Annotated in this window: 25 protein-coding genes and 1 pseudogene; 11 read left to right on the top strand and 15 right to left on the bottom strand. The window is 70.4% G+C overall.

Annotation, left to right across the window (positions count from 1 at the left end):
* Positions 1-52: 52 nt before the first annotated feature.
* From AB5J55_RS39585 to AB5J55_RS39565, 5 genes and pseudogenes are all read right to left on the bottom strand, one after another.
* The gene (locus tag AB5J55_RS39585; protein ID WP_369275258.1) at positions 53-1,057 is read right to left on the bottom strand and encodes a hydroxyacid dehydrogenase; all 1,005 of its coding nucleotides are present in this window, start codon (positions 1,055-1,057) and stop codon (positions 53-55) included.
* Positions 1,058-1,104: 47 nt separating this feature from the next.
* Entirely contained in the window at positions 1,105-2,028 is a 924-nt protein-coding gene (locus AB5J55_RS39580; RefSeq protein ID WP_369275257.1) for a carbohydrate ABC transporter permease, read from the bottom strand.
* A pseudogene (locus AB5J55_RS39575) lies at positions 2,025-2,914 on the bottom strand (carbohydrate ABC transporter permease). The gene AB5J55_RS39580 and the pseudogene AB5J55_RS39575 overlap by 4 nt, the downstream one beginning before the upstream one ends.
* A 288-nt stretch (positions 2,915-3,202) precedes the next feature.
* Positions 3,203-3,691: an extracellular solute-binding protein gene (locus tag AB5J55_RS39570; RefSeq protein ID WP_369275256.1), complete on the bottom strand. Its 489-nt coding sequence runs from the start codon at positions 3,689-3,691 to the stop codon at positions 3,203-3,205.
* Positions 3,669-4,763, bottom strand: coding sequence for a substrate-binding domain-containing protein (locus AB5J55_RS39565; RefSeq protein ID WP_369275255.1), 1,095 nt, complete (start codon positions 4,761-4,763; stop codon positions 3,669-3,671). Before AB5J55_RS39565 ends, AB5J55_RS39570 begins: the two co-directional genes overlap by 23 nt.
* Positions 4,764-5,101: 338 nt before the next feature.
* Here AB5J55_RS39565 and AB5J55_RS39560 point away from each other — a divergent pair, with 338 nt between their 5' ends.
* From AB5J55_RS39560 to AB5J55_RS39550, 3 genes are all read left to right on the top strand, one after another.
* Positions 5,102-5,779, top strand: coding sequence for a TetR family transcriptional regulator (locus tag AB5J55_RS39560; protein ID WP_369276424.1), 678 nt, complete (start codon positions 5,102-5,104; stop codon positions 5,777-5,779).
* A 167-nt stretch (positions 5,780-5,946) separates the two neighbouring features.
* Positions 5,947-6,360, top strand: a complete 414-nt coding sequence (locus AB5J55_RS39555) for a Zn-ribbon domain-containing OB-fold protein (protein WP_369276423.1) — start codon at positions 5,947-5,949, stop codon at positions 6,358-6,360.
* Positions 6,361-6,599: 239 nt separating this feature from the next.
* Complete coding sequence (locus tag AB5J55_RS39550; protein WP_369275254.1) at positions 6,600-9,380, top strand: alpha/beta hydrolase family protein; 2,781 nt, start codon at positions 6,600-6,602, stop codon at positions 9,378-9,380.
* Between the two features lie 262 nt (positions 9,381-9,642).
* Here the strand turns inward: AB5J55_RS39550 and AB5J55_RS39545 are convergent, their stop codons facing one another.
* Both AB5J55_RS39545 and AB5J55_RS39540 read right to left on the bottom strand, forming a co-directional pair.
* A complete protein-coding gene (locus tag AB5J55_RS39545) occupies positions 9,643-10,035 on the bottom strand; it encodes a PPOX class F420-dependent oxidoreductase (protein WP_369275253.1) in 393 nt (130 codons plus the stop codon).
* Positions 10,036-10,109: 74 nt separating this feature from the next.
* Positions 10,110-11,285, bottom strand: coding sequence for a MalY/PatB family protein (locus AB5J55_RS39540; RefSeq protein ID WP_369275252.1), 1,176 nt, complete (start codon positions 11,283-11,285; stop codon positions 10,110-10,112).
* Between AB5J55_RS39540 and AB5J55_RS39535 the strand changes: the two genes are divergently transcribed.
* Together AB5J55_RS39535 and AB5J55_RS39530 are read left to right on the top strand one after the other, a co-directional pair.
* Positions 11,284-11,415 carry a hypothetical protein gene (locus tag AB5J55_RS39535; RefSeq protein ID WP_369275251.1) on the top strand — a complete coding sequence of 44 codons (132 nt, stop codon included), beginning with the start codon at positions 11,284-11,286 and terminating at the stop codon, positions 11,413-11,415. The genes AB5J55_RS39540 and AB5J55_RS39535 overlap by 2 nt on opposite strands.
* 96 nt (positions 11,416-11,511) lie before the next feature.
* A complete protein-coding gene (locus AB5J55_RS39530) occupies positions 11,512-12,870 on the top strand; it encodes a S1 family peptidase (protein ID WP_369275250.1) in 1,359 nt (452 codons plus the stop codon).
* A gap of 55 nt (positions 12,871-12,925) precedes the next feature.
* Here AB5J55_RS39530 and AB5J55_RS39525 read toward each other — a convergent pair whose 3' ends face one another.
* From AB5J55_RS39525 to AB5J55_RS39515, 3 genes are all read right to left on the bottom strand, one after another.
* On the bottom strand, positions 12,926-13,144 hold the full coding sequence (locus AB5J55_RS39525; protein WP_369275249.1) for a hypothetical protein: 219 nt from the start codon (positions 13,142-13,144) through the stop codon (positions 12,926-12,928).
* 85 nt (positions 13,145-13,229) lie between these two features.
* Complete coding sequence (locus tag AB5J55_RS39520; RefSeq protein ID WP_369275248.1) at positions 13,230-13,415, bottom strand: hypothetical protein; 186 nt, start codon at positions 13,413-13,415, stop codon at positions 13,230-13,232.
* 100 nt (positions 13,416-13,515) lie between these two features.
* On the bottom strand, positions 13,516-14,676 hold the full coding sequence (locus AB5J55_RS39515) for an ROK family protein (protein ID WP_369275247.1): 1,161 nt from the start codon (positions 14,674-14,676) through the stop codon (positions 13,516-13,518).
* A 191-nt stretch (positions 14,677-14,867) separates the two neighbouring features.
* Here AB5J55_RS39515 and AB5J55_RS39510 point away from each other — a divergent pair, with 191 nt between their 5' ends.
* The 4 genes from AB5J55_RS39510 to AB5J55_RS39495 are packed head-to-tail and all read left to right on the top strand — an operon-like array spanning position 14,868 to position 19,346.
* Positions 14,868-15,833 carry a carbohydrate ABC transporter permease gene (locus AB5J55_RS39510; protein WP_369275246.1) on the top strand — a complete coding sequence of 322 codons (966 nt, stop codon included), beginning with the start codon at positions 14,868-14,870 and terminating at the stop codon, positions 15,831-15,833.
* A gap of 18 nt (positions 15,834-15,851) precedes the next feature.
* Positions 15,852-16,769, top strand: coding sequence for a carbohydrate ABC transporter permease (locus tag AB5J55_RS39505; RefSeq protein ID WP_369275245.1), 918 nt, complete (start codon positions 15,852-15,854; stop codon positions 16,767-16,769).
* Between the two features lie 22 nt (positions 16,770-16,791).
* The gene (locus AB5J55_RS39500) at positions 16,792-18,129 is read left to right on the top strand and encodes a sugar ABC transporter substrate-binding protein (RefSeq protein WP_369275244.1); all 1,338 of its coding nucleotides are present in this window, start codon (positions 16,792-16,794) and stop codon (positions 18,127-18,129) included.
* A 14-nt stretch (positions 18,130-18,143) separates the two neighbouring features.
* The gene (locus AB5J55_RS39495; RefSeq protein WP_369276422.1) at positions 18,144-19,346 is read left to right on the top strand and encodes a Gfo/Idh/MocA family protein; all 1,203 of its coding nucleotides are present in this window, start codon (positions 18,144-18,146) and stop codon (positions 19,344-19,346) included.
* Between the two features lie 42 nt (positions 19,347-19,388).
* Here AB5J55_RS39495 and AB5J55_RS39490 read toward each other — a convergent pair whose 3' ends face one another.
* Both AB5J55_RS39490 and AB5J55_RS39485 read right to left on the bottom strand, forming a co-directional pair.
* Positions 19,389-20,090, bottom strand: a complete 702-nt coding sequence (locus AB5J55_RS39490) for a L,D-transpeptidase family protein (RefSeq protein WP_369275243.1) — start codon at positions 20,088-20,090, stop codon at positions 19,389-19,391.
* Between the two features lie 160 nt (positions 20,091-20,250).
* Entirely contained in the window at positions 20,251-21,048 is a 798-nt protein-coding gene (locus AB5J55_RS39485; protein ID WP_369275242.1) for an SDR family NAD(P)-dependent oxidoreductase, read from the bottom strand.
* A 50-nt stretch (positions 21,049-21,098) separates the two neighbouring features.
* Between AB5J55_RS39485 and AB5J55_RS39480 the strand changes: the two genes are divergently transcribed.
* Positions 21,099-21,647 carry a hypothetical protein gene (locus tag AB5J55_RS39480; RefSeq protein WP_369275241.1) on the top strand — a complete coding sequence of 183 codons (549 nt, stop codon included), beginning with the start codon at positions 21,099-21,101 and terminating at the stop codon, positions 21,645-21,647.
* On the opposite strand, the gene AB5J55_RS39475 is transcribed toward AB5J55_RS39480, so the two are convergent.
* The 3 genes from AB5J55_RS39475 to AB5J55_RS39465 form a co-directional block, all read right to left on the bottom strand.
* Complete coding sequence (locus AB5J55_RS39475) at positions 21,638-22,552, bottom strand: SDR family oxidoreductase (protein WP_369275240.1); 915 nt, start codon at positions 22,550-22,552, stop codon at positions 21,638-21,640. The genes AB5J55_RS39480 and AB5J55_RS39475 overlap by 10 nt on opposite strands.
* A gap of 154 nt (positions 22,553-22,706) precedes the next feature.
* The gene (locus AB5J55_RS39470) at positions 22,707-23,336 is read right to left on the bottom strand and encodes an MBL fold metallo-hydrolase (protein WP_369275239.1); all 630 of its coding nucleotides are present in this window, start codon (positions 23,334-23,336) and stop codon (positions 22,707-22,709) included.
* Entirely contained in the window at positions 23,336-24,424 is a 1,089-nt protein-coding gene (locus AB5J55_RS39465; protein WP_369275238.1) for an S-(hydroxymethyl)mycothiol dehydrogenase, read from the bottom strand. Before AB5J55_RS39465 ends, AB5J55_RS39470 begins: the two co-directional genes overlap by 1 nt.
* Positions 24,425-24,699: 275 nt before the next feature.
* Between AB5J55_RS39465 and AB5J55_RS39460 the strand changes: the two genes are divergently transcribed.
* Entirely contained in the window at positions 24,700-26,454 is a 1,755-nt protein-coding gene (locus AB5J55_RS39460) for an ABC transporter ATP-binding protein (protein ID WP_369275237.1), read from the top strand.
* Positions 26,455-26,488 lie beyond the last annotated feature (34 nt).

Genomic DNA, 26,488 nt, shown 5'->3' with positions numbered 1-26,488 from the left:
GGGTTGACGGGCTTCACGCATTTGACGGGCTTGGCCGGCTTCGCCTTCTCTCTCACGCCGAGCGGGTCAGTTCGTCCGGCGCGACCTCGTACGCGAACGGCACACCCTGTGCGTACCGCACGACTTCCTCGACGGCCCAGTCGGTCATCCGGCCGAGTTCGTTGCCGAGGGAACCCGCGATGTGCGGGGTCAGCAGCACGTTGGGCAGGGAGTACAGCGGCGAGTTTGCAGGCAGTACCTCGGGTTCGGTGACGTCGAGGACAGCGTGGATACGGCCTGTGACCAGGTGGGCGGTGAGGGCGTCGGTGTCGACGAGGCGGCCGCGGGCGGTGTTGATGAGGGTGGCGTCGTCCTTCAGGAGGGCGATGCGCCGGGCGTCGAACATGTGATGCGTCTCGGGCAGTTGGGGTGCGTGGACGGAGACCACGTCGCTGCGCCGGACGAGTTCGTCGAGGCCGGCCTGCGCCGCGCCGAGGGCGTGCGCCTCGTTCGGGCTCAGGTAGGGGTCGTGGAGCAGGACGTCGAGGTCGAACGGGCGCAGCAGGTCCAGGACTCGTCGGCCGGTGCGGGAGGCGCCGACGATGCCGACGGTGCGGTGGTAGTTGCCGTAACCGTTGTAGTACGGCAACAGGTCGGGTTGGGTTCGGGTGGCTGCGTAGGTGCGGGAGGCGTCGAGGACGCGTTTACCTGCGAAGAGGATGGCGGCGAGGGTGAATTCGGCGACGGGCACGGCGTTGGCGGCGGCGGCCGAGGAGACGGCGATGTCGTGGCGCCAGACGGCGTCGGTGACGTGGTGCTTGACGGAGCCGGCCGCGTGGACGACCGCACGCAGTCGGGGCATGCGGCGCAGCGCGTCCTCGGTGAGCAAGGGTGCGCCCCAGTGGGTGAAGAGGACTTCGGTGCGGGCGAGTTGGCGCGGGTCGGCGGTGGTGAAGTCCGTGACGGTGGTCGTGGTGTCGACGCGAACGACGGATTCGAGGCGGTCGAGGGCTTTGTCGGCGAGGAGTCGGCTGTGGATACCGGCTCCCATGGCCAGCACGGTGTGGGGTCGGCGCATGCTGTTCAGGAGGGTTCCTTCCGGAGCGGGCGTGGCGGAGGGCGTCGTCACTTCACCGCGCCCGCGGTCAGGCCGGAACGCCAGAAGCGCTGCAGGCAGACGAAGGCGACGATCAGCGGGGCCACCGCGACGAGCGAGCCCGTGATGACGAGCGAGTAGAACTCGGGCTGCTGCTGGGTGACGCTGTTCCACATGAACAGACCCAGGTTGACCGGGTAGAGCTGCTCGTCGTTGAGCATCACGAGGGCGCCGAAGAAGTTGTTCCAGCTGGCGGTGAACGAGAACAGGAAGATCGTCATGAAGCCGGGTGCCAGCATGGGCAGGGCGATGCGGGCGAAGGTGCGCAGTTCGCCGGCGCCGTCGACGCGGGCCGCTTCCAGGATCTCGTTCGGGACATAGCCCTCGGAGAAGACGCGGGCGAGGTAGACGCCGAACGGGTTGACCAGGGCGGGCAGCAGCAGCGCCCAGTAGGTGTTGACGACGCCGGCCTTGGTGGCGAGCAGGTACATCGGCAGCTGGATGACGGTGGTGGGGACGAGGACACCGCCGAGGACCAGTCCGAACAGCTTCTCCTTGCCTCGGAAGTCGTACTTGTCGAAGGCGTAGCCGGTGGCGGCGCAGATGAACGTGGAGGCTGCCGAGCCGATGACGGAGTAGAGGACGCTGTTGCCGAACCAGCGCAGGTAGATGCCGTCGTTGAAGGTGAGCGCCTGGTGCAGGTTGGTGAGGAGGTTGAAGTCACCGAAGGCGAACCCGGATGTGGCGAAGAGGTCGCGGTGGTTCTTGGTGGCGGCGAAGAGCAGCCAGGTGACGGGCAGGAGGGTGTAGCCGGCGGCGACGATCAGCAGCCCATTGACAACGCCCTTGGAGACCAGGGCGTTCGGGGTGGTGCGGCGGCGCGTGGCCGTGATGGGCCGGGGCGTGGCGGAGGGCTCGGCGGTGGGTGCGGTGTTGTGGGTGAGGATGCTCATGACGTGGCCGCCTTCCACCGGTTGCCGATCCGGGTGACGAGGTAGGAGAGGACAACGCCGAGGGCGGCCAGCAGCAAGGACGCGGCGGCGGCCATGCCGTAGTCGTGCTGCACGAATCCGGCCTTCCAGATGAACAGGGTCGGGGACCACTCGGTGTCGATCGAGGGCGCTCCACGCTGGTTGAGGAGCTTCGGCTCGGTGAAGATCTGGATCGCTCCGACACAGGTGAACAGAACGGTCATGACGATCGCTGAGGCGATCATCGGCACCTTGATCTGCAGCGCGGTGCGCAGTGCACCGGCACCGTCCACAACGGCCGCTTCGATCACTTCGCGCGGGACGGCCTGCAGGGCGGCGTAGAAGATGACCATGTTGTAGCCCATCCACTGCCAGGCGCTCAGGTTGACCAGCGACGCCAACACGTGATCGTTGGCGTAGAAGTCCCAGGAGCCGCCGAATGCTCCGATCCATTCGAGCACCGGGCTCAGTCCCGGCGTGTACAGATAGATCCAGATGATCGAAGCGATCAGTCCGGGGATCGCGTGCGGCAGGAACAGGGCGAGTTGGAAGAAGCGCTTGGCGCGGGCGAGGGCCGAGTCGACCAGGAGGGCCAGGGCGAGGGAGCCGCCGATCATCACCGGGATGTAGAGGGCGCAGTAGAGCGCGATGTGCGCGAAGGATGCGCGAAAGCCGGTGTCGGCCAGCGCTTGGTGTAGTTGCCGAAGCCGGCGAACACCCGCTCGGTGCCGCCGAACCCGAGCCCTGAGGAACGCTCCTGGAACAGGCTCATCCACACGGCGTAGCCGATGGGCGCCACCATGACCACGGCGAACAGCACGAAGAACGGTGTGATGAGCAGGGCGGCCGTACGCCGTTGGCTGCGCAGGAGACGCGAGGCGCTCGGGGGCTGGGCGGGGAACTGGGCCGGGAGCTGCGCCCGGGGTTGGGACGGGGTGTGGCGGCTCTTGGCCGGCCGGCTGGTGGGGCGGGCCAGGGGTGGGGCCACTGCGGCTCCTTGGTGGGTGGGGCGGGAGAGGCCGGTGGAGGCGGTGCAGGAGTTGGGGGCGAGGTTGGAAGAGGCTGGAAGGTGCGCTCGGCGGGCCGCCGGTTCCCTGGGCGGCGAGGCACCACTGAACCGCCCCGCCGCACTGCTCCGCCGCCCCGCCCCGCACCGTCACTGCGCGAGCTTCAGACCCCGTTCGGCGATGCCCGACTCCGCCTTCTGCTGTCCCGCCTCGATGCCGCGTGTGAAGCCCGACTTGGCGGTCTCGTCCTGGATGGCCGTGTAGACGTCCATCTGGTTCGGCCCCCAGGTCCAGTCGGGGACGATGGTGTCGACCTGCTGCGACGCGAGGGCGTAGAGGTTCTGGCCGTTCAGGTACGCGGTGTCGAACTTGGCGGCGGCCACTTCGCGCATCTCGGGGTCGGCCGGCAGTGCGCTGCTGGGTGAGTCGAGGTCGGCGAGCCTGGCCTCGACGCCGGCCTTGTCCGTGGTGAGCCAGGTGATGAACTCGGCGGCGGCGTCGGCGTGTTCGCTGCCCTTGAGGACGCCGTAGGAGGTGCCGCCGTAATTGCCGCTGGCGGCGGTGCCCCAGCTGGGCATGGGCGCGGCGGCCCACTTCAAAACGATCGCTATTCGCTCATTCGGCGATCGATTCGCCACCACAGGATGAGCGGACCCTCAACTCCGGGAGCAGGTCCAGGTGTTGACGCGGCCCCGGCTGCTGCCCGCTCCGGCGCTCGGCGAGGCGCTCCAGCAGCAGCTTGGCGGCCAGCTCCCCCACGGAGCGCGTGGGCGGCGCGACAGCGGTGAGCGGCACGTCGGAAAGGCCGGCGACCTCGTCCTCGTACGCGATCAGCGCCAGGTCGTCCGGGACCCGGATGCCGCACGCCTGGAGCCGCGGCACCAGCACGATCGCGTCCTCGTCGCTGTGCACCAGCGCGGCGGTGACGCCACGCTTCTTCACCGCCTCGACGAGATAGTCGACGCTCGCCTCGTAGTCCCCGTGTTCCCGCACGGTCGGGGCGGCGCCCTTGTCCACGTCGAGCCCCAGGGCCTGCACGGCGGCCTGGTAGCCGGCGGTGATCTGGTTGGCGTGCGGGCCCTCCTGCAGAACGGCGGTGATCCTGCGGTGCCCAAGGCTCGCGAAGTGACCGACGGCGACCGCGGCGCCGTGGGCCCGGTCGGTGCGCACCCGGTCGAGCACGGCGGCGGGGTTTCCGGGCGGGGCCAGGCGTTCGACCAGGACGGCGGGAACGCCGTGCTCCAGCAGCCACTTCTCCTGACCGTTCTCGGGCACGCCGCCGAACCAGCTGGGCGCGACCAGCAGTCCCTCCGCGCCGCCCGAGAGCAGGTGGTCGGCCTGCACCGAGTCCTCGGTGTCGACGTAGCCGGACACCCCCAGTACGAGCCGGCCGCCCTGGGCCGCGACCGCTTCCCGGGCGCCGCGCACGATGTCGGCGAAGATGTAGTTCGTGGTCGGGACGATCATTCCGATCACCGCGCCGTCGGCGCCCGCAGGGCGTTCGCGCACCTCGGTGGCGGTGTCCCCCGGCCACACGACCGCGCCGTGCAGCCGCTGCACCCGGCCCTGCGCCGCGAGCGCTTCGACGTCGCGCCGCAGGGTGACGGCTGAGACGCCGAGTTCGGTGGCGAGTTCGGCGACGCGGAGGCTGCCCCGCTCCCGGACGAGTTCGAGCACCCGCTCGTGGCGCTGGTCGACGTGCAGTCGCATGGTTCCCCCTGGGGCGAGGCCGGTCGAACGATCCCGCGGGCCACGCGCAGCGTGATCCCGAGGCGCTCACTCTACGCCCACAATCGTATCGATCATTTCCGATCAATACGATCAACCCACCGCGTTGGCCCTGGCTGAACGGCCGCCCGGACCCCATCGGGGGCGAAGTCCGAGCACAGCACTCAGTTCCCCCACACCACTGCACTGAGTGCCATCAACCCAGCTCAGGTGCTACGTTCCCGTCCATGAGCTCCAGCAGCGCGGCATCCGGCCGCGGCGAGAAGGCCGAGAGGGCGGAAAAGGGCGAGAAGGCGGAGGCCGCGGCCGCCAAGCCCCCCATGCGGGACGCCCTCGTCGCGGCGGCTTTCCAGCTGTTCCTGGAGCGGGGCTACGAGCAGACGACCGTCGACGACATCGTGACGCTCGCGGGCGTCGGGCGACGGTCGTTCTTCCGTTACTTCCCGTCCAAGGAGGACGTGGTCTTCCCCGACCACGAGCGGTGCCTGGCCGACATGACGGCCTTCCTCGCGGCGAGCGGCGAGGGGCACGAGCCGGTGCGCCGGGTGTGTGACGCGGCCCGGCTGGTACTGCGCATGTACGCGGAGAACCCCACCTTCTCGGTGCAGCGCTACCGCCTCACCAAAAGGGTGCCTGGGCTGCGGGCGTACGAGCTGTCCGTTGTGTGGCGTTATGAGCGGCAATTGGCCGAGTACCTGCGCGAGCGTTTCGCCGGCCGGCGCGACGGATGGCTCCAGGCCGACGTGATCGCCGCCGCAGTGGTCGCGGCCCACAACAACGCGCTGCGGTCCTGGCTGCGCTCCGACGGCCAGGGCGACGCGAGCGCCGAGGTGGACCACGCCCTGGGATATGTGCAGTCGGCCTTCGGTACCGGCCCCACCCCGCGCCCGGGCGGTGACGAACCGGCCGAGGACGTGGTGGTCGTGGTGTCCCGGCGCGGTGCGCCGCTGTGGCGGGTCGTTCAGGAAATCGAGACGGCGCTCGGCCCGGGCACGTGATCCGCACGCTCGACCCGTTCACATAATTCAGGGTACGCAGTGCCTTTACGAGTGGCACTCAGTGCCATACGCTGAGGCCGTGCACGGTGGCACGGTGAACCGGGCACGTGCGTGCTCGGGTGACCCGCGCACGTGGGATTCCGGCCGAGCGCAGGGAGTTGACCAGCGTGTACCACCACTCAGGAAGCGTTGTTCGCCAGACCGCCGGTTCCGGGGCCGGCGTACTCGACCCCGCGGCCCCGGACAGGGACGCCATTGTCTTCCAGCGCTGCACCTGGTGCGGTACCGCCATGTACCACCGGCTGCTGTGTCCGGTCTGCCAGGGCAGTGACCTGCGGACCGAGCGCAGCGAGGGGGTGGGGACCGTCCGGCACTCCACCGTGGTCCACCGCAACACCCCCGCGGCGCGCAATGTGTCCCTCATAGAGATGGCCGAGGGGTTCGTCGTGCGTGGCCGGGTCATCGGCCCGCCGATCGGTATTCACAGCGGGGACCGGGTGCGGTTGTCCACGGCGAAGGACCCGGTTCGCAGCGAGCCGGTGTTCCAGCTGATCGACGAGCCCTACCGCGCCTGGACCTGACCCGCTCTCCCGGCTCCCACACCCCGGGCCCGGCTCGGGGCTGCCGACGGCTCTCCTCGCCCGCCCTCGCCGCGCGTGCGTGCCCTCGTTCGCGCGGTCATCTCCCGCTGTGCCCAACCTAGTTCGCCCCGCGAGCAACCACTCTTTGCTCCCGCCACAGGCAACGCACAAGTACCACCTTCCGTCCTTCCCAGATGAAGGGCCCGGGGCCGTCCCGGTGCGAACGGAAGGAGGGGCACGTGATTCGTGCCCGGCGAATATGGGTCACCGCCTTAACGGCGCTCACGGTGGCGGGGGCGTCGCCAGGGTGGGCCCAAGCTCAATCGGCGTCCGAGGCAAGGCCGTCGGCCAACTCGACCGACGCCCCCAGTGGCGAGGGCCTGCCGGACGACTGGAGCATCACCGGTGACGGGTCCGCGCGCAAGCTGGTGTGGCGGTCCGACGAGCGGGTGCCGATGGGCGACGCCCGCGTCGAGTTCTACGCCGGTGACCGGCTGCTCGGCCGTCCGGCGCCGGCGAAGGACGGACGTACGTTCCGGCTCGGCCTCGACGGGGTCCGGCTGGACTCCGTGGAGGACCTTGAAGTACGGGCCGCGGGCCGCCGATTGGACGCGCCCAGCCCGACCGCCGGCAACGCGCGCTCGGCGGTGGCCGTCCCGCCGCCACTGCCGGTGAACCAGGTCGACCCCGGCAAACCGGGCGCGTACCGGACCGTCACGGGCGAGTACGGCCTCGACCCGGTACGGCTTCCCGGATACGCGGAGCCGGTCGAGATGCGGGCCGTGGTGGTGGCGCCCAGGGGCGCCGACGGCCGCCGTCCACTCGCCTTGTTCCTCCACGGCCGCCACTCCACCTGCTACACACCGCAGGGCGACATCAGCGGCGACTGGCCCTGCGCCGCCGGCGCCGAGCCGGTGCCGAGCCACCGTGGCTATCTGCGCGACCAGCGGCTCCTGGCCTCCCAGGGTTATGTGACCGTGTCGATCTCCGCCAACGGCGTCAACGGCCAGGACTGGAGCGCCGAGGACGGCGGTGCGCAGGCCCGTTCCTCGCTCGTACGGCAGCATCTCGCCCGCTGGGCCGACTGGTCCGCCCACCCGACCAAGGCCCCGGCCGCCGTACGGAAGGTGCCGAGGGCCGATCTGTCCCGTGTGCTGCTCGTCGGGCACTCGCGGGGCGGCGAGGGCGTCAACCGGGCGGCGATGGACAGCCTTTACCCGCCGCCCGCGAACCAGGACGGCTATCGCGGCCCGGTGCGCTGGCACATCCGCGGCACCGTGCTCATCGGCCCGACGATCTTCGGCCAGAACCCGGTCGCGGACGTACCGTCGATGACGATCCTGCCGGGGTGTGACGGGGACGTCTCCGACCTGCAGGGCGAGGTGTACGTCGACGGCACCCGCCGGGTCAGCCGCGGTACCGCACTGCACAGCGCGGTGTACATGGTCGGCGCCAACCACAACTACTTCAACAGCGAGTGGACGCCGGGCCAGGCCCAGGCCCCCGCCGACGACGACTTCTGGAACGACGAGGAACAGCCCGACCCGGTCTGCGCCACCGGCACCCGCACCCGGCTGACCGCCGACCAGCAGCACAAGGCGGGTGCCGCCTACATCGCCGCTGCGGCACGGCTGTTCGTCGCCAAGGACGACCGGGTCCGCCCGCTGCTCGACGGTTCGGGCCGCCGCGCCCCTTCCGCCGGCCCCGCGCGCGTCCTCACCCATGCGGTGGGTGCGCGGCGCGGCGCGGGATTCCTGCCGGACGGCAAGGTCACGGTGAGCGGAGGAGGCGGCCGGCTGTGCTCGGCTGTGCATCCCACTACGACCACCGCCTGTCTGTCGTCGGAGACGGCCGGCGGCTCCCCGCACTTCGCGCGGTGGGAGACCGACCGCGAGCCCGGCCGCGGCGCGGTCGCGCTGCGCTGGTCCGCGGCGGGATCGGCCGTACGGGTACGTCCCGAGCGGCCGCTGTCCCTGACGGGTGCCAAGGCGTTGGCGCTGCGCGTGATCGTGCCGCCGAACACCACCGGGACGCGGCTGGACGTCTCCGTCACCGACACCGCCGGCCGGCACCGGGCCCTCGGCCGGGTCGAGGTCGACGGGCTTCCGGGGTCGGACCGGACGGCGTCGTACTGGGCGCGTGAGGTGCGGGTGCCGATCGGCGCCGATGACGCGGCGTCGCTCGACCTGCGGCACGTCAAGTCCCTGGAGCTGACGCCGCGTACGAGGTCCGGACGGGCCTGGCTGATGGATGCCTGGGGTTGGCAGCCGGGCACGCCGGAAGTGCGGGAGGCTGCGTTGCCCCGGGTCGACGTCGGACGGCTGACCGTCAAGGAAGGGAACTCGGGCGAACGGACGTACCGAGTGCCGGTGCAGGTGTCCGGGCATGGCAGCGGGCAGGTGCGGCTGTTCGTCGCCGACCCGGTCACGGGCAAGGCCACGGACCGACTGGTGACGGTGCGGCCCGGTGCGCAGGACATCGACGTGCCGGTGAAGATCCGCGGCAACACCCGCTACGGCTACGACCTCCCGCACAACGTCTTCGTCAAGGCGGTCCGCACGGCCGTGGTCGGTTCGCACCTGGGCGGGGTGACCGCGGAGAACGACGACCCGATGCCGACGATCGGGGTGCAGCCGGTCGCGGACCGGGTGACCGAGGGGAAGCCGCTGAAGTGGCGGGTGACTCTGTCCGCCGCCGCTGATGTGGAGGTGGGCGGCGTGTTCGCCCTGGTGCCGGTCACCGACGGTGCGGCACTCTCCACCAAGGACGTCGATCCCGAGTGGCTCGGGGGGACGTCCGGTGCCTCGCCGGATCCGGAGCGCGCGCTGTCCGAGGTGGACGACCTCAATCTGTGGGTGTCCGTCCCGACAGGCGCCACGAGCACGCAGCTGACGCTGCCGACGGTGAAGGACACGGTGACCGAGCAGGCCGAGTCGGTGCGCTTCCAGTTGGCCGACGACGAGGGCGAATGGGTGCCCGGTGCGCCGGTGGTGAAGGGCACGGTGGTGGACGCGCCCTGAGGCGAAGCATCTCGCGGGCGGGCTTCCGATTGCCCGCCCGCGAGGGCGCATACGGCGATTGGGCCGCTCAATATGAGTGCGCTCCATGGAGACTCGTGGGATACCCCGAGTAACTGCCCCCTCACGCCGCAGGTTTGATCGCAGACGCGCAGCGCGGGCGCCCAGCCGCTGCCGCAGCCGGTACCGCCCGGCGATGGTCCGCTCGGAGGGGAGCCCTCCCGAAGCGCTGCCGCCACCTTCGGGGCGCGGCCAATGCCGGCGATCAGCCGGCCGGCGTCAGCGTCAGGCGAATGCCGACCGTGCCGTTCACGCCTCGGCGCAGTCGGCTGCCGAAGAGGGTGAGGCGGCCGGTGATGCCGTACTTGCGGGCGATGAGCCGGCGGTAGCGGGCGCTGGTGGCCTCGTCGCAGATCTCGGCGGTGGCGGGGACCTGGTCGCCGGTCGGCCTGCCGCGCAGGTCGCAGGGGCCGACGAGGACGTCGGCCCGGGCGCGGATGCGCTTGACCTTCCACGAGTCGGCCACGGTCCAGACGCCCAGGGCGTCTCCGTCGCGGACCACCCAGACCGGCGTGGCGACACCGGTGCCGTTCTTGCGGTAGCTGGTGATGAGCAGGTACTGGCCCGCGCCGAGCGTCTCGAGCGACGTATCGTCCATGGCCGGAAGTGTAGGCAGCGAGGGTGCGGGCCGCGCAGGTGGGGACGCCCAGCGGGGCGCCCCCACCGTGCGGCTCAGCCGAGGGCCGCCGCCATGCGCCGTACGCCCTCCGTGATCAGCTCGGGTGATGTCGCCAGGTTCAGCCGTACGTGACCCGCTCCGCCGGTGCCGAAGGGGATGCCGGAGTTGAGCGCGACGCGACCGCGCCGCAGGAAGACGTCCGCCGGGTCGTCGCCGAGGCCGAGGGCGCGGCAGTCGAGCCAGGCGAGGTAGGTGGCCTCGCCCGGGCGGTGGGTGATCGCCGGGAGGTGCTCGGCCAGGAGGTCCACGAGCAGGCGCCGGTTGTCGTCGAGGCCCGCCAGCAGGGCGTCGAGCCAGTCGGTGCCGTCACGCAGGGCGGCGCTGTGGGCGATGATGCCGAAGTGGCTGGGGCCGTGGCTGACCTCTTCCGGCAGCCGGGCCAGGTCGGCGGCGGCCGCGGGTCCGGCGATGGCGAGGGCCGCCTTGAGGCCGGCCAGGTTCCACGCCTTCGACGCCGACATCAGCGACAGCCCGTTCTCGGCGCCGGGGACGCGCAGATACGGCACGAAGTCGACGCCGCCCGCGGTGAGCGGGGCGTGGATCTCGTCGGCGACGACGCGCACGCCGTGGCGGTCGGCGAGTGCGGCCACGGCGGCCAGTTCGTCGGCGGTGTGCACGGTGCCGGTCGGGTTGTGGGGGCTGCACAGCAGGAAGGCGGCGCGTCGGCCGTCCGCGGTCGCCCGCCGGAAGGTCTCGTCGAGGGTGTCGAGGTCGATGCGCAGGTCGGCACCGAGCGGGGCCTCGATCACCTGGCGGTCCATGTGCTCGACGAACATGTAGAACGGCGGATACACCGGTGAGTTCACCACGACCGGATCGCCCGGCCCGGTGACCAGTTTGAGCATTTCGACCACACCGAGCATCACGTCGGGCACGATCGCCGTTCGCTCCACGGCCGGTTCCCAGCCCCACCGCTTCTCCGCGAAACCGGCGAGCGCCTCGGCGTAGCCGGTGCCCGCGGGGTATCCGGTGTCGCCGAGCGCGAGGGCTTCGGTGAGCGCGCGCACGATGGGCTCGGCCAGCGGTACGTCCATCTCGGCCACCCACAGGGGCAGGACGTCCTCGGGGTGGGCGCGCCACTTCATGCTCGTACGACATCGGAGTTGGTCGAGGGTGAGTGCGCGAAGCGGATTCGGTTCACCGGTCGTTTCGTGCGGGCTCCTGGTCATGGGGCACAAGATAGGGGGATATGCGGTGGCCGGGAACGACGAGGACGGGCAGTGGCCGGTGGCGGGCGGTGAATTCCTCGATCCGCTGCTGGTCGGGGCGTCGGCGCAAGAACGATCAGCCGTGCGGTGAACACGCGCGTACCGGGCCGCGTATGGAGTGAGGGTGCTCAACCACGGGAGGGCCCCGCGGCGTTGACGCCGCGCTGTACTGGTTCGGGAGCCACGCATGAGGCACGCACGACGACGTCTCGTCCGGCGAGTGACAAGGCTGGCGGCGGTCGGCGGACTCCTCCTCGGAGGAACGATGGTCACACGCGCCGTGGCGAGCGAACCACCGGACGCCTCGGCCGTCCCGCGCACCTACGCCGCCTCGGCCGGCGACACCGGCAGCGAGTTGGTCTCACGTCTGGGCACGTCCCGTACGGCGGGCAGCTGGATCGGTGCCGACGGGAAGCCGGTCGTCGCGGTCACCGACGAGGGCGCCGCCGCCGAGGTGCGCAAGGCGGGCGCCGAGGCGAAGATGGTCGACCACAGCATGGACGAGATGAAGTCGGCGACGTCGGCGCTGCGTTCGGCGCCCCGGGTGGCCGGTACGGCCTGGGTCATGGACTACCGCTCCAACGAGGTGGTCGTACGGGGCGACAGCACGGTCTCCGCGGCCGACTGGTCCCGGATGACGGAGCTCGCGGCGGACATGGGCGGTTTCGTCCGCATGGAGCGCACCGAGGGCACGTTCACGACGCGCCTCAACGGCGCGCTGCCGCTGCTGTCGACCGTCGGGCGCTGTTCGGCCGGCTTCAACGTCACCGACGGCCGGCGCGACTTCATCCTCACCGCCGGGCACTGCGGTCCGAACGGTTCGGTGTGGTTCGCCGACAACCGGGGCCGGCAGCAGATCGGGCAGACCGTCCAGCAGAGCTTTCCCGGCGGCGACTTCTCGCTGGTCCAGTACGCGAACGGGGATGCCGGCGCCGGGGCCGACGTCGTGTCCATCGGCGAGGGCAAGGGGGTGCGGATCACCGGCGCGGCCGATGCGGCCGTCGGACAGAAGGTGTTCCGCAGTGGCAGCACGAGCGGTCTGCGTGACGGCGAGGTGACGGCGCTCAACGCCACGGTCAACTACCCCGAGGGCACGGTCACGGGGCTGATCGAGACGAACGTGTGCGCCGAACCCGGTGACAGCGGGGGTCCGATGTTCTCCGAGGGGGTCGCGCTGGGTGTGACCTCGGGTGGCAGCGGCGACTGCAACGCGGGTGGCACGACGTTCTTCCAGCCGGTGACCAAGGCGCTGGCCGCGCTCGACATGAAGCTCATCGTGGCCGCGCAGAACGGCGCCGGCCAGGGCGCCGCGCCTGCCCCGTCGCAGGACGCGGGCGCGCCCGGTGACGCGTCGCCCGGTTCGTCGGCGCCGGTGGCCGGCGAGGCCGCCGTGACGCTGCTGTCCCGGCTCGCGGACCCGAAGAACGTCGGTCCCGGCCTGCTGGTCATCGCGGGAAGTCTGGTCGCCCTGGCGGCGACCCGTTTCATCCGCGCCGAGCAGGACCGCAAGGCGTACCAGCGGTATTACTCGGCGACCTGGGGGTGAGGGTCCCGTCACCCGAGGGTGAGCAGAGTGGTTGCCACTGCCGCCGGTCAGCGGATCACCCGCCGTACGGTGAGGGGTTCGCGCAGGAGCACGAACCCGAGGACGACGGGCAACGCCAGGTAGAGCGAGGGGGGACCACGGCGATGGCCGGCAACTGCCGCTGGGCGGCGAGCAGGTAGGGGATGAGGGTGCCGCCCCCGTGGCGGGGCATGCCGCCGGCGAAGCCGACGATGCCGTAGCGGACGGCCGAGGTCAGTGCGAGAAGGGCACCCATTGGATCAGGGGTGCCCGCGCGGGACGTTTCGATGCGTGGCGAGACGGGCCGAGGAGGATGCTCGGGCCTGCGCCGAGGCGAGTGTTCAGGCCGCCTTCACCGGCTGCAGGGCCGCGGCGGCCCACTCCAGGACGAGGCGCTGGTACTCCTCGCGCTGCTCGACGCTCAGTGTCCCGCCCGACCGGCGCCACAGCGCCCGGATCTCCTCGTTGACCTCGTCAGCCGATCGATCGGAGGCGATTTCAACAGTGGTGGACATGCTGTGAAGCATAAGGCGCCGGAGGTGAAGGCCATGTGAGCAAGAATGCACAATGCGGACATATCGGACAGTGTTGCTGATCACGTCCATCTGTCCCCGCAGATCGCGGAGTTCAGGCGTCCGCCGCCCCCAGCACCAGCACCTGGATCGCCAGAACGGCGGCACCACGGGCCCAGTCGTGAAAATCGGACACCTTGGTCTCAAGGTCGATCGACGCGGCCAGCGGATGCCGCTGGGCACGGATGGTCTCCGTCACAGTCTTGCCGGCGACGTCCATGAGGCCCACCCCTTCTCCGGCGAGAAGGATCTTCTGCGGCAGCACGAAGTTGGCGATCTGCGCGACCAGGGTGCCCAGGGCGCGGGCCGCCTCCTCGATGACCCGGGCGGGCATCGGCTCACCCGCCGCGGCACTCTCCAGGATCTCCTCGTACGTGCGGTCGCGGCCGGTGGCGGCCTGGACCTGGTAGCGGATGCTGGGGATGGTCAGCAGGGAGACGGCGCTGCCGCGCGCGCCCTCGGGGGTCAGCGGGCCGTTGGGATGGACGATCCAGTGGCGGCCGAAGCCGCGGTCCTCCTCGGCGTAGGGCACCCGCTTCCCGCCGAGGACCAGCCCGTAGCCGATGCCGGCGCCGATGGTGAGGACGACGAAGCGGTCCAGGCCGCGGCCGGCGCCGAACCAGGTCTCCGCCTCGACGAGGGCCGCGACGTCGTTCTCCACGACGACCGGCAGCCCCGTGCGCTCGTGGACCATTTCGGCGAGCGGCACCTCACGCCAGTCCAGGAACGGTGACTCGCCGACCACGGCCCGGTCCTCGACGAAGCCGCCCACGCCGATGCCGATACCCGCGAGCCGCGGGTGGTCGCCTGCCAGCGCGTCGGTCATCTGCCCCAGCAGCTCCACCACGGCGGCGGGTTCACGGGTGACCAGGGGGCGGTCGTAGCGGGCGACGATCTCGCTCCTGAGGGTGGTCAGGACGCCGTAGACCATGTCGTCGGTGATCTTGAAGCCGAGGAAGGAGAGGGATTCGGCGACGATGTCCAGCGGCTGGGACGGACGCCCCTGACGCACCTCGGCCGAGCCGCCCGCCTCGGGCACCTCGACGAGGAGGCCCGACTCGATCAGCGGTTTCGTCAGCCGGGTGAGGCTGCCCGCGGACAGATCGAGCCGCCGGGCGAGCTCGGTGCGCGACAGGGGCCCGCCGACGAGCACCTCGATCGCCACCGCGCGTTCACCGGGACTGAGAGGGGGCCAGCTGGCGGCTACTGGGGTCATGGTCGTCAGGCTCCCACATGATCTTTTCTCTGGTCTTTTGCTCTGATTTTTTTCTCTACGAAACCAACAAGACCATTCTAGAGCGATCGGGCTGGCTCGAGGAACATGTTTGCGCACCCCTTGACGGCTGGATTCTTCCGCGACAAAAGTAAGTGGCGCCGAGGACGAGCCGCAGACGAGGGAGTCTCCTGATGACCATCGCCTCCAGCAGCCCACCTTCGCGCCTGCCGCTGGGTGGCGCCGAGGGAGCTGGGACCAAGCCGAGGACGCGGCGGGCGCGCTCCCGCGAGAACGAGGGGGACGGGCGGCTCGCCGCGGTGTTCATCGCTCCGGCGATGCTGGGTTTCCTGGTCTTCCTGCTCTGGCCGACGCTGCGCGGCATCTACCTGAGCTTCACCCGCTTCAACCTGCTCACACCGGCGGAGTGGGTGGGCCTGGACAACTATGTGCGGATGGTCCACGACCCGATCTTCTGGGAATCGCTCGCGGTCACCGTCGAGTACGTGGTCATCAACATCGGCGTCCAGACGGTGTCGGCGCTCGCCATCGCCGTACTGCTGCAGCGGCTGACCCAGTCGGCGGTGCTGCGCGGGATCGTGCTCACGCCCTATCTGATGTCGAACGTCGTCGCGGGCATCGTCTGGCTCTGGATGCTGGACACCCAGCTGGGCATCGGCAACGAGATCATCGCGGGGATCGGCGCCGACCGCATCCCGTTCCTCGCGGACGAGACCTGGGCGATCCCGACGATCGCCCTGATCAATGTGTGGCGGCACGTCGGGTACACCGCGCTGCTGCTGTTCGCCGGCCTGATGGCGATCCCCAACGACATGTACGAGGCCGCGAAGGTCGACGGCGCGAGCGAGTGGCGCATGTTCTGGCGGATCACGATGCCGCTGCTGCGACCGGTCCTGGCGGTCGTTCTGATCATGACGGTGATCGGTTCGTTCCAGGTGTTCGACACGGTCGCCGTGACGACCGCGGGCGGACCGGCGAACGCCACGAACGTCCTGCAGTACTACATCTACGGCGCCGCCTTCGGCCGCTTCCAGTTCGGGTACGCCTCAGCGATGTCGGTGGCCCTGCTGGTCGTGCTGAGTGCGATCACCGTCCTGCAGTACCGGCTCACCCGGGCCGGCCAGAGCGACCTCGGCTGAGGGAAGGGAGACACCGACATGGCTGCCGTGGCAGACACCGCGACCGTACGGCGCGTCAGGCGCAGGCCCTCCTTCGGACGGGCCGTGGCCTGGGCGGTGATGGCCGCCGTCGTGCTCATCACGCTGTTGCCGTTCTACTGGATCCTGCGCACCGCGCTGTCCTCGAACACCGCACTCGCCGGCCATCCCGGCGATCTGCTGCCGGTGGACCCGACGACCGGAGGCTTCGAGCGGGCGCTCGGTCTGCAGTCGGCCGAGGAGGCGATCGCCCAGGGCGGTTCGGGCGGCGGGCTCAAGTTCTGGCGCTATCTGATCAATTCGGTGATCGTCTCGACCCTGATCACCGTCTGCCAGATCTTCTTCTCCGCCATGGCGGCGTACGCCTTCGCGCGGCTGCGCTGGCGCGGGCGGGAGAAGGTGTTCGGGCTGTTCCTGGCGGGGCTGATGGTGCCGGCGATCTTCACCCTGCTCCCCAACTTCGTGCTGATCAAGCAACTCGGCCTGGTGGACAACCTGTTGGGAGTGGCGCTGCCGACGATGTTCATGACGCCGTTCGCGGTGTTCTTCCTGCGGCAGTTCTTCATGAACGTGCCGCGGGAGGTCGAGGAGGCCGCCCTGCTGGACGGGGCCGGGAAGATCCGGATCTTCTTCCGGGTGATGCTGCCGATGGCGTCCACACCGATCCTCACGCTGGGGCTGCTGACGTACATCACCGCCTGGAACGACTACTTCTGGCCGTTGATGGTGTCCTACAGCGACAGCTCGCGCGTGCTCACCGTCGCGCTGGCCATCTTCCGGGCACAGACCCCGCAGACGGGCTACGACTGGTCCGGCCTGATGGCGGCCACGCTGATCGCCGCCCTTCCGATGCTCGTGCTGTTCGGCTGCTTCGCGCGGCGCATCGTCAGCTCCATCAGCTTCACCGGCATCAAGTAAGGGGACAGGGATGCGAGTTCGTATGCGTACGGTCCTGGCGCTGACCGGGGCGATGGCGCTGTCCCTGGCCACCGGCTGCGCGCAGGGCGGCGCGGCCGGGTCGGGCGGGAACACGGTGACGTACTGGCTGTGGGACGCCAACCAGCTGCCTGCGTACCAGGCCTGTGCGAAGGGGTTCGAGAAGCAGAATCCGGGCCTGAAGGTGAAGATCACACAGATGGGCTGGGCCGACTACTGGACCAAGCTCACCGCGAGCTTCATCGCGGGCACCGAGCCGGACGTCTTCACCGACCACATCCAGAAGTTCGGGCAGTTCGCCGACCTGAACGTGCTCGAACCGCTGGACGACCTGGGCATCGACGACTCCGCCTACCAGGCGGGACTGGCCGCCAACTGGAAGGGCCAGGACGGCCATCGCTACGGCGCGCCCAAGGACTGGGACACCGTCGCCCTCTTCTACAACAAGAAGATGGTCGAGGAGGCCGGGCTCACCGCCGACGGGCTCGACCGCCTCTCCTGGAACCCGAAGGACGGCGGCACCTTCGAGAAGACCATCGCGCATCTGACCGTCGACAAGAACGGCAGGCGCGGCGACGAGAAGGGCTTCGACAAGAACAACGTCAAGGTGTACGGGATGGCCACCGGCGGCGCGGGCGACGCCGACGGACAGACCACCTGGAGCCCGTTCGTCGCCTCGGCGGGCTGGCACTACACGGACCAGGCGCGCTGGGGCACCAAGTACCAGTACGACAGCAAGACCTTCCAGTCGGTGGTCGACTGGTACTTCGGCCTGGCGAAGAAGGGCTACCTCGCGCCCTTCACCGACTACACCGACGGCGCCAACCCGGCCAATGCCCAGGTCGCCTCCGGCAAGGCGGCGACCGCCTTCGACGGCGCCTGGATGATCTCCACCTACTACGGCACCAAGGGTCTCGACGTCGGCACCGCCCCCACACCGACCGGCCCGACCGGCAAGCGGGCCACCATGATGAACGGCCTCGCCGACTCCGTCACCAAGAACGCCCGCAACAAGGAGGGTGCGAAGAAGTGGGTGCGGTATCTCGCCTCGAACGAGTGCCAGAAGGCCGTCGGCGGCTACGGCATCGTCTTCCCCGCGACCCCTGACGGCACCGACGCGGCCGTGGCCGCGTACGAGAAGAAGGGGATCGACGTGTCCGCGTTCACCGAACCGGTCACCGACAGGAAGAACTCCACCACCTTCTCCTTCCCGATCACCGACTACGCGGCGGACGTGTACTCCCTGATGCGCCCCGCGATGCAGGACGTCTACGCCAACGACGCCCCGGCGAGCGGCCTGACCAGGACCAACGACCAGATCAACCTCATCCTCGGCCAGTGAAAGGCACACACTCCATGACGTTCTCCCTCGGCATCGTCGGCGCCGGCCAGTTCTCGGGCCAGTTCGCCACGCTGTTCCAGGCCCACCCCGGTGTCAGCGACGTGTACGTCACCGATCTGCTGCCCGAGCGGGCCGAGCAGCTCGCCGACGCACAGGGACTGGCCGGCACCTTCCCCTCGTACGAGGCGATGCTGGAGTCGGCGGCGGTCGACGCGGTCGCCATCTTCACCCAGCGCTGGACCCACGGGCCGCTGGTGCTCCAGGGCCTGAACGCCGGCAAGCACGTCTACTCCGCGGTCCCCATGGCGATCACCACGGAGGAGATCGCGGCGATCATCGACGCGGTCAAGGCAACCGGCCTGACCTACATGATGGGCGAGACCAGCGAGTACAACCCGGCGACCGTGCACGCGCGCAACCAGATCGCCGAGGGCGCCTTCGGGCGGCTCTTCTACGCCGAGGGCGACTACGTCCACGACATGGATCTGGGGTTCTACGAGGCGTACCAGTACAGCGGCGGCGAGAACTGGAAGGCGACCGCCTCCTATCCCCCGCTGCTGTACCCGACGCACGCGGTGGGCGGTGTGCTGGGGGCCTGGCGGACACACGCGGTGAGCGTGTCGGCGATCGGGGTCGTGGACGACCGGGGCGACGGGGTCTTCGACAAGAGCGTCAGCCAGTTCGGCAACGACGTGTCCAACGCGACCGCGCTGTTCGAGGTCGCGGGCGGTGGCTCGTTCCGTACGAACGAGTTCCGGCGGGTCGGCTACCCGTCGCACATACGGGAGTCGCGGTTCCGGTTCTTCGGTACCGAGGCGAGCATGGAGCAGCTCGCCACCGTGGCACTCTGGCAGGACAAAAAGGGCGTCAAGGACATCAGTGAGCTGCTGGAGCCCAAGCCCACCATGTCCCCCGACGACCCGTCGCTCCAGCACATCGCGCCGGAGCTGCGGGCGGCCTTCACCTCGGGGTCGGCGCCGGTGCATGACCGCGCCCGGCTGCCGCGGGCCTTCGACAACCTGCACAACGGCCACGAGGGCAGCCACCACTTCCTGGTGGACGACTTCGTGACCGCGGTCAACACCCGCACACTGCCGTCCGTGAACGCGTGGGTGGCCGCCCGTTACACCCTGCCGGGCATCGTCGCGCACGAGTCCGCGAGGCAGGGCGGGGCCCGGCTGGAGATCCCGGACTTCGGGGACGCGCCGGAGGCGTGACGTTTCTCCCCGTTCTCAGGCGAGCCGGGTGCCTGCCGTGTGTCAGGTGCCCGGCTTGCGGCCGTACACGTAGACGTCGTCGCCGTTCTTCAGCAGCGACCAGTACTTCTTCGCGTCGGTCTTGGTCATGTTGACGCAGCCGTGCGAGCCGGGCGGGTTCCACATGCTGACGCCGACCGAGTGGAAGGCCTGGCCGCCGTCGAAGAACTGGGCGTACGGCATCGGCACGTCGTAGATGGTCGAGACGTGGTCGATGTTGCGCCAGTAGATCTTCTTCAGGCCGGTGCGCGTCTCGTAGCCGTTACGGCCGGTGCGGACCGGCACCGGGCCGTACACCAGCTTCTTCCCGTCCTGGATCCAGCTCAGCTGGAGCGTGAGGTTCACGCAGGCGATGCGGCCCTTGTTGACGGGGCACTTGCCGTCCTTGTTGGGGTTCGTGCCGACGGCCTTCTGCTTGTTCATCAGGTCCATCACGCCCCACGTGACGGGACCCGCGTAGCCGGCGTTCGGGGTGATGCCGTGCTTGGTCTGGAAGGCCTGGATGGCCTTGCAGTCGGCGCTGGACTGCTTGCCGTCGACCGGCCGGCCGAGGAACTTCTCCACCTTCTTCTGATACGGGCCGGCCTGCGTCGTGCAGCTCGGAGCCGCCTGCGCCGGTGCGGCGGCGAGCGTCAGCGCGAGCGGAGCGACGAGTCCTGCGGTGATGCCGAGTGCGACGGCACGCCGTCTGCGTATGTCCCCCATGGCCGGGCCTCTCCCTTGGGTGTTCCTGTGGACTTCTGCCAGGTAGACCGATGTAGGGGGGCTTCGGTTGTGGCGCGCGCCGGGCTGTGACCGAACGGTGAAATTTCGCCAGGCCTGAATGTGACCCATGTGGCCTGGCTCACTCGGTGAGCGAGGAGTTTCAGGCGTCGCCCGGGCGGCGCACCGCTGCCCGGAACCCGGTGTTGACCGCGGTGAGGCCGCCGTCGACGGTGAGGGTGGCGCCGGTGATCCAGGCGGCGTCGCGGGACGCCAGGAAGGCGACCGCGGCTGCGATGTCCTCGGGCTCACCGACCCGGCCCAGCGGGTACAGCGGGCGGATCGCGTCGAGTTCCTCCTCCCGGCCCTCCCACGCCGAGGTCCGCACCGTGCCCGGCGTCACCAGGTTGACGCGGACCGAGCGGCCGGCGGCGTGCCCGGCGAGGGTGCGGGTGAGGGAGCCGAGTCCGGCCTTTGCGGCGCTGTAGGCGTGGTTGCCGAAGTCCTGCAGGCCGTTGACGGAGCCGATGTTCACGACGGCTCCGCGGCCGGTGGCGGCCAGGTACGGGAGTGCGGCACGGCAGCAGCGGTACGTGCCGGTCAGGGTGACGTCGAGGTCGCGGGCCCACGCCTCGTCCGGACCGTCCTCGAAGAGCGCGGTATCGGGTGAGCAGGAGGCCGCGCTGTTGACCAGGACGTCGAGCGAGCCGAAGGCGTCGACGGCGTGGGCGACGGCCGCCTCGACGGACGCGAGGTCGGCGACATCGCATGCCGACGCCTGCACCGCGAGTCCCCGCCCCCGCAGTTTCGCCGCGGTCCGCTCGGCCTCGGGCCCGTCCACGTCCGTGACGAGCACGCGGGCCCCCTCCTCGGCGAACCGGCGGGCGGTCGCCGCGCCGATGCCGCGGGCCGCACCGGTGATCAGGACTCCGTGACCTGCGAAGCGCGTTGTGTCCGTCATGACCCGAACCGTAGTGCCGGAAGGATCATCCGGGCAGATAGCGTGCGTCCATGTCCGCGTTCATGCAACAACTCCCCGCACTCATAGGCGTCGTGATCGGCGCACTCGGTTCGTACATGGCCGTTGTGCGGGGCGATCGGATGAGGTTCCGGCGGGAGCAGACGGCGCGTTGGGAGGAGCGGCGGCTCACGGTGTACGCCGAGTACGCGCAGTCGGTGAAGAAGACCGTCACGGTGACGTACCGGGTCGCGGCGCGGGCGGGCGTCGATCCGTACCCGGATCCCCTGAGCCTCGAGGAGGCCCAGCCGCTGCTGGCCGAGGCGAGCATCCGCCGGGACCCCTCGGGTGAGGCGCTGATCATGCTGGGCAGCCCCGCGGTGGTGGAGAAGGCACGGGACTGGGTCGTGGCGGCGATGGAGATGGAACGGTTCGTGCGGGAGGGCCGGGACGACCGTGTGGCCTGGCAGGCGCTGCTGGAGCGGCAGCGGGCCGGTCGCGAGGGCTACTACGCGGCCGTACGCGACGATCTGGGCCTGCCGCCGGGCCACTCGGCGCGCTGGCCGCTCCCGGTCATGGACCCGCTGCGCCCTCAGCGGTAGCCGGTCGTGTCCGCCGGCTTGCCCGCGTCCTGGACCTCCACGAGGTACCGCCAGGCGTCGGGCCGGCTGCCGTCGAGGTCCGTGAAGCCGTAGACCGGCGCGAGCTGCCCGCTGGAGAGGGACTGTCCGTTCCAGCGGGCCACGTCGGGGTCGGCGGCGAGGGCGGCGACGGCGCGGCCCACGTAGCGCGGGGTCTCGGAGATGGCGAAGTGCGGGACGCGTTCGAGGGCGTCGCGCCAGTTGTCCTCGCGCACCTCGAACGCGTCGAGCATCATCTCCGAGCGCAGCCAGCCCGGGGTGAGCGCGACCGCGGTGGCGCCGCGCGGTCCGAGTTCATGGCCGAGGGAGAAGGCCATGCGCAGGACGGACGCCTTGGCGAGGTCGTAGAAGAAGGAGTTGCGGTAGTTGTCGCCGTTGTACTCGGCCGTGCCGTCGGTCATTTCGACGACCAGTCCGCCGGGATGGCGCAGGAGCAGGGGCAGGGCGTGGTGGCTGGTGATCGCGTGCGTCTCGACGCCGAGCCGGAGCAGCCTGAGTCCTTTGTCGAGGTCGTGCTCCCAGACGGGGCTGTCCCAGGCGAAGAGCTTCTCGCCGCCCCAGACGTCGTTGACGAGGACGTCGAGGCGGCCCTGTTCGTCCGCGATGCGGTCCACGAGGACACGGACCTGGGCGGGGTCGAGGTGATCGGTGGGTACGGCGACGCCGTGCCCGCCCGCTTCGGTGACGAGGTCCGCGGTGTCCTCGATCGTCTCGGGGCGGTCGTACTCGGAGCGCCGGGCGCGGGTGCTGCGTCCCGTCACGTAGACGGTGGCGCCGGCCGCCCCGAGCTCCACGGCGATGCCGCGTCCGGCGCCCCGTGTCGCGCCTGCGACGAGTGCGACCTTGTCCTTCAACGGCTGTGACATGTCCGGCCTCCCGACCCTGTGCGCCCGACCCTGTGCGAGCGATCTCGTCTTCGAGGGTGCCGGGTAAGCCGGACATCTTCTGTCGTCTTTTGCTGGTCCTGCTCGGTCTTGCCGTGGGGGTCACCCGGCCGGGCGCAAGTGCGCCTCGAGTGCGTCAGTGGCCGCGGTCGATCCACTCCTGAAGCTGGGGTGCCTCCGCGCCGATGGTGGTCCCGTCGCCGTGGCCGGTGAGGACCTTGGTCTCGGGCGGGAGGGCGAGCAAGCGGGTGCGGATCGAGTCGATGATCGTCGGGAAGTGGGAGTAGGAGCGGCCGGTGGCGCCGGGGCCGCCCTGGAAGAGGGTGTCGCCGGTGAAGACGACGCCCAGTCCGGGGTCGTACAGACACACCGCGCCCGGCGCGTGCCCCGGGGTGTGCAGGACCGTCAGGTCGACGCCGGGGCCCTCGATGATCTGTCCGTCCACGAGGTGGGCGTCGGGGTCCCGGTCCGGGTGGGTCTGCTTCCACAGCGGCAGGTCGTCGGGGTGGAGCCAGATCGTGGCGCCGGTGCGGTCGGCGAGGGCGGGCGCGGCGTCGATGTGGTCGTTGTGGGCATGGGTGCACACGATCGCGGTGAGGCGCCGGCCGCCGACGGCCTTGACGATGGCGTCGGCGTCGTGGGCGGCGTCGACGACGATCACCTCGTGGTCGTCGCCGACGAGCCACACGTTGTTGTCGACGTCCCAGGTGCCGCCGTCGAGCCTGAACTGGCCGGAGGTGACGAGGCGTTCGATGCGGGCGGTCATCAGAACATCACCACCGAGCGCAGGACGTCGCCGTGGTGCATCCGCTCGAACGCCTTCTCCACCTCGTCGAGCTGGATGGTCTCGGTGACGAAGGAGTCCAGGTCCAGACGGCCCTGAAGGTGCAGGTCGATCAGCATCGGGAAGTCGCGGGAGGGCAGGCAGTCGCCGTACCAGGACGACTTCAGCGCGCCGCCGCGCCCGAAGACGTCCAGCAGCGGCAGCTCCAGCTTCATCTCCGGCGTCGGGACACCGACCAGGACGACCGTGCCGGCGAGGTCGCGGGCGTAGAAGGCCTGCTCGTAGGTCTCCGGACGGCCGACCGCCTCGATGACGACATCCGCGCCGAACCCACCGGTCAGCTCACGGATCGCCGCCACCGGGTCGGTCTCGCGCGAGTTGACGGTGTGGGTGGCGCCCATGGACCGGGCGGTCTCGAGCTTGCGGTCGTCGATGTCCACGGCGATGATCTTCGCCGCGCCCGCCAGGTTCGACCCGGCGATCGCGGCGTCCCCGACGCCGCCGCAGCCGATCACCGCGACGGTGTCGCCCCGGCCGACGTTGCCGGTGTTGATCGCGGCGCCGATGCCGGCCATCACACCGCAGCCCAGCAGGCCGGCCACCTGCGGAGTGACCGCCGGGTCGACCTTGGTGCACTGCCCCGAGGCGACCAGGGTCTTCTCGGCGAAGGCTCCGATGCCGAGCGCCGGGGAGAGTTCCCGGCCGTCCGAGGCGAGCGTCATCTTCTGGGTCGCGTTGTGGGTGGCGAAGCAGTACCAGGGCCGGCCGCGCAGACAGGCCCGGCACTGTCCGCACACCGCACGCCAGTTGAGGATCACGAAGTCGCCGGGCGCGACGTCCGTGACGCCCTCGCCGACGGACTCCACCACGCCGGCCGCCTCGTGGCCCAGCAGGAAGGGGAAGTCGTCACTGATGCCGCCCTGTTTGTAGTGCAGGTCGGTGTGACAGACCCCGCAGGCCTGGACCTGCACGACGGCTTCTCCCGGCCCCGGGTCCGGCACGACGATCGTCTCCACGCGCACGGCCTCGTCCTTGCCCGGTGCGATCACGCCGCGTACTTCCTGCGCCATGTGCTCCACCCTTCCCTCGGCGGGTCTTCGTCCACTGCCGACCCTAGTTGTGACTGATCGGTAAGGGGGTGCGACAGACGCCATCCGGCCAGGCAGTCGCCCCGGCCGACCTCGTTGGCCCTCATGGGTTTCGCCGGCATCGGGGGTTCTCCCGAACAGCAGCCTGCCCGAGACCGCCGAACGGCCCTGGCGCTCGTGGGGGGCACGAAATCGGCAGGCTCCGCGGAAGGCGGCCGACGTAGCCTGAAGGCTCCGTACGACTCCGGAGGAGCCCTGTGAGCATCGCAGCGACCGAATCCACCCAGCCCACCTGGCGGCTGCTCCTGGGCTATGTGCGCCCGCACCGGTGGACCCTGCTGGTGGGCGCCGTGCTCTCGCTGGTCACCGGTGCCACGGGGCTGCTCCTGCCGCTGGTGGCAAAGGGGTTGATCGACGACCTGTCCCACGACCGGGCCATCACGGGGGCGTTGGTGATCATGTCCGGGCTGGTCGTGGCCAACGCGGCGGTGGGCGCGCTCGGTTCGTATGTGCTGCAGCGCACCGCCGAGTCGGTGGTGCTCGGGGCGCGGCGCACCCTGTCGTCGTATCTGCTGAGGCTGCGCATCACCGCCGTGGACCGCAGTGAGCCGGGCGATCTGATGGCCCGCATCACGTCGGACACGACGCTGCTGCGCGAGGTCACGACCGACTCGCTCGTGGGCCTCGGCACCGGAGGGCTCACCCTGGTGGCGACGGTGGCGATGATGGGTGTGGTGGAACCGGTGCTGCTGCTGGTCACCCTCGCTGTGATCCTCGGCGCGGGCACCATCCTCGGCGTGATCGTGCCGCGCATCAACCGGGCCAGCCGGCAGGCGCAGGACGCCGTCGGGGTGATGGGGGCCTCGCTGGAGCGGATCCTCGGCGCGCTGCGCACGGTGAAGGCGTCCGGCGCCGAGCACCGGGAGGAACGGACGCTGCACGAGGCCGCCGAGGAGTCGTGGCGGCAGAGCGTGCGGGCCGCCAAGTGGTCGGCAGCGGCGGGCAACACGGCCGGACTCGCGATGCAGATAGCGTTCATCACGGTGCTCGCGGTGGGTGGGGCGCGGGTGGCGACCGGGGCGATCGACGTGGGCACGCTGGTGGCGTTTTTGCTGTATGTCTTCTATCTGATGTCGCCGATCCAGCAGGTCGTCGGCGCGATCACGCAGTACCAGACCGGCGCGGCGGCGCTCGCCAGGATCCAGGAGGCGCTGCAACTGCCCGCCGAACCGGCCGCCGCGCCCGCCCCGTTGCCCTCCGCCGGGGCGGAACCCGCCGCGCTGGCCTTCGAGGAGGTCCGCTTCCGGTACGCCGACGATCTGCCGTACGTCCACCACGGGGTGACGTTCGCCGTGCCCGCGCAGGGCATGACCGCCTTCGTCGGACCGTCGGGGGCGGGCAAGACCACCGTCTTCTCCCTCATAGAGCGGTTCTACGACCCCGAGGCCGGGACCATCACACTCGACGGGCGGGACCTGGCGGACTGGGAGCTGCCCCAACTGCGGTCGGCGATCGGCTATGTGGAACAGGACGCCCCGGTCCTGTCGGGTTCGCTGCGGGACAACCTGCTGCTGGGCAATCCCGACGCGGACGACACCGCCGTCGCGCGCGTGCTGAAGACGACCCGCCTCGACGGCCTGGTCGCCCGGCTGCCCGACGGCGTCGACACGCTCGTCGGTCACCGGGGCACCAAGCTGTCCGGCGGCGAACGCCAGCGTGTCGCCATCGCCCGCGCCCTGCTGCGCCGCCCCCGGCTGCTCCTCCTGGACGAGGCCACCTCGCAGCTGGACGCGGTGAACGAGGCGGCGCTGCGCGACACGGTCGCCGATGTGGCCCGTACGACCACAGTTCTGGTCGTCGCACATCGCCTCTCGACGGTGACGATGGCCGACCGGATCGTCGTGATGGACGGGGGCCGGGTGCGCGCGGTGGGCACGCATCGCGAACTCGTGGCGGCCGACCCGCTCTACGCGGAGCTGGCCGCGACGCAGTTCCTGGCGACGGCCGAGTGACGTCAGCCGACCGACCCAGCCCCGGCGGCACCGA

It is taken from the genome of Streptomyces sp. R11 (assembly GCF_041051905.1).
Taxonomy (GTDB): Bacteria; Actinomycetota; Actinomycetes; order Streptomycetales; family Streptomycetaceae; genus Streptomyces.
Note: the sequence above shows the minus strand (reverse complement) of the source record. Positions and strands in the feature narration are given on the sequence as shown.

What these genes read in the sequence shown, in the direction of transcription:
- AB5J55_RS39585 (WP_369275258.1), bottom strand. Translation starts at nt 1,057, where the DNA reads ATGCGCCGACCCCACACCGTGCTGGCCATGGGAGCCGGTATCCACAGC.
- AB5J55_RS39580 (WP_369275257.1), bottom strand. Translation starts at nt 2,028, where the DNA reads ATGAGCATCCTCACCCACAACACCGCACCCACCGCCGAGCCCTCCGCC.
- AB5J55_RS39565 (WP_369275255.1), bottom strand. Translation starts at nt 4,763, where the DNA reads ATGCGACTGCACGTCGACCAGCGCCACGAGCGGGTGCTCGAACTCGTC.
- AB5J55_RS39560 (WP_369276424.1), top strand. Translation starts at nt 5,102, where the DNA reads ATGCGGGACGCCCTCGTCGCGGCGGCTTTCCAGCTGTTCCTGGAGCGG.
- AB5J55_RS39545 (WP_369275253.1), bottom strand. Translation starts at nt 10,035, where the DNA reads ATGGACGATACGTCGCTCGAGACGCTCGGCGCGGGCCAGTACCTGCTC.
- AB5J55_RS39535 (WP_369275251.1), top strand. Translation starts at nt 11,284, where the DNA reads ATGGGGCACAAGATAGGGGGATATGCGGTGGCCGGGAACGACGAGGAC.
- AB5J55_RS39540 (WP_369275252.1), bottom strand. Translation starts at nt 11,285, where the DNA reads ATGACCAGGAGCCCGCACGAAACGACCGGTGAACCGAATCCGCTTCGC.
- AB5J55_RS39530 (WP_369275250.1), top strand. Translation starts at nt 11,512, where the DNA reads ATGAGGCACGCACGACGACGTCTCGTCCGGCGAGTGACAAGGCTGGCG.
- AB5J55_RS39525 (WP_369275249.1), bottom strand. Translation starts at nt 13,144, where the DNA reads ATGGGTGCCCTTCTCGCACTGACCTCGGCCGTCCGCTACGGCATCGTC.
- AB5J55_RS39520 (WP_369275248.1), bottom strand. Translation starts at nt 13,415, where the DNA reads ATGCTTCACAGCATGTCCACCACTGTTGAAATCGCCTCCGATCGATCG.
- AB5J55_RS39515 (WP_369275247.1), bottom strand. Translation starts at nt 14,676, where the DNA reads ATGACCCCAGTAGCCGCCAGCTGGCCCCCTCTCAGTCCCGGTGAACGC.
- AB5J55_RS39510 (WP_369275246.1), top strand. Translation starts at nt 14,868, where the DNA reads ATGACCATCGCCTCCAGCAGCCCACCTTCGCGCCTGCCGCTGGGTGGC.
- AB5J55_RS39505 (WP_369275245.1), top strand. Translation starts at nt 15,852, where the DNA reads ATGGCTGCCGTGGCAGACACCGCGACCGTACGGCGCGTCAGGCGCAGG.
- AB5J55_RS39500 (WP_369275244.1), top strand. Translation starts at nt 16,792, where the DNA reads ATGCGTACGGTCCTGGCGCTGACCGGGGCGATGGCGCTGTCCCTGGCC.
- AB5J55_RS39495 (WP_369276422.1), top strand. Translation starts at nt 18,144, where the DNA reads ATGACGTTCTCCCTCGGCATCGTCGGCGCCGGCCAGTTCTCGGGCCAG.
- AB5J55_RS39490 (WP_369275243.1), bottom strand. Translation starts at nt 20,090, where the DNA reads ATGGGGGACATACGCAGACGGCGTGCCGTCGCACTCGGCATCACCGCA.
- AB5J55_RS39485 (WP_369275242.1), bottom strand. Translation starts at nt 21,048, where the DNA reads ATGACGGACACAACGCGCTTCGCAGGTCACGGAGTCCTGATCACCGGT.
- AB5J55_RS39480 (WP_369275241.1), top strand. Translation starts at nt 21,099, where the DNA reads ATGTCCGCGTTCATGCAACAACTCCCCGCACTCATAGGCGTCGTGATC.
- AB5J55_RS39475 (WP_369275240.1), bottom strand. Translation starts at nt 22,552, where the DNA reads ATGTCACAGCCGTTGAAGGACAAGGTCGCACTCGTCGCAGGCGCGACA.
- AB5J55_RS39470 (WP_369275239.1), bottom strand. Translation starts at nt 23,336, where the DNA reads ATGACCGCCCGCATCGAACGCCTCGTCACCTCCGGCCAGTTCAGGCTC.
- AB5J55_RS39465 (WP_369275238.1), bottom strand. Translation starts at nt 24,424, where the DNA reads ATGGCGCAGGAAGTACGCGGCGTGATCGCACCGGGCAAGGACGAGGCC.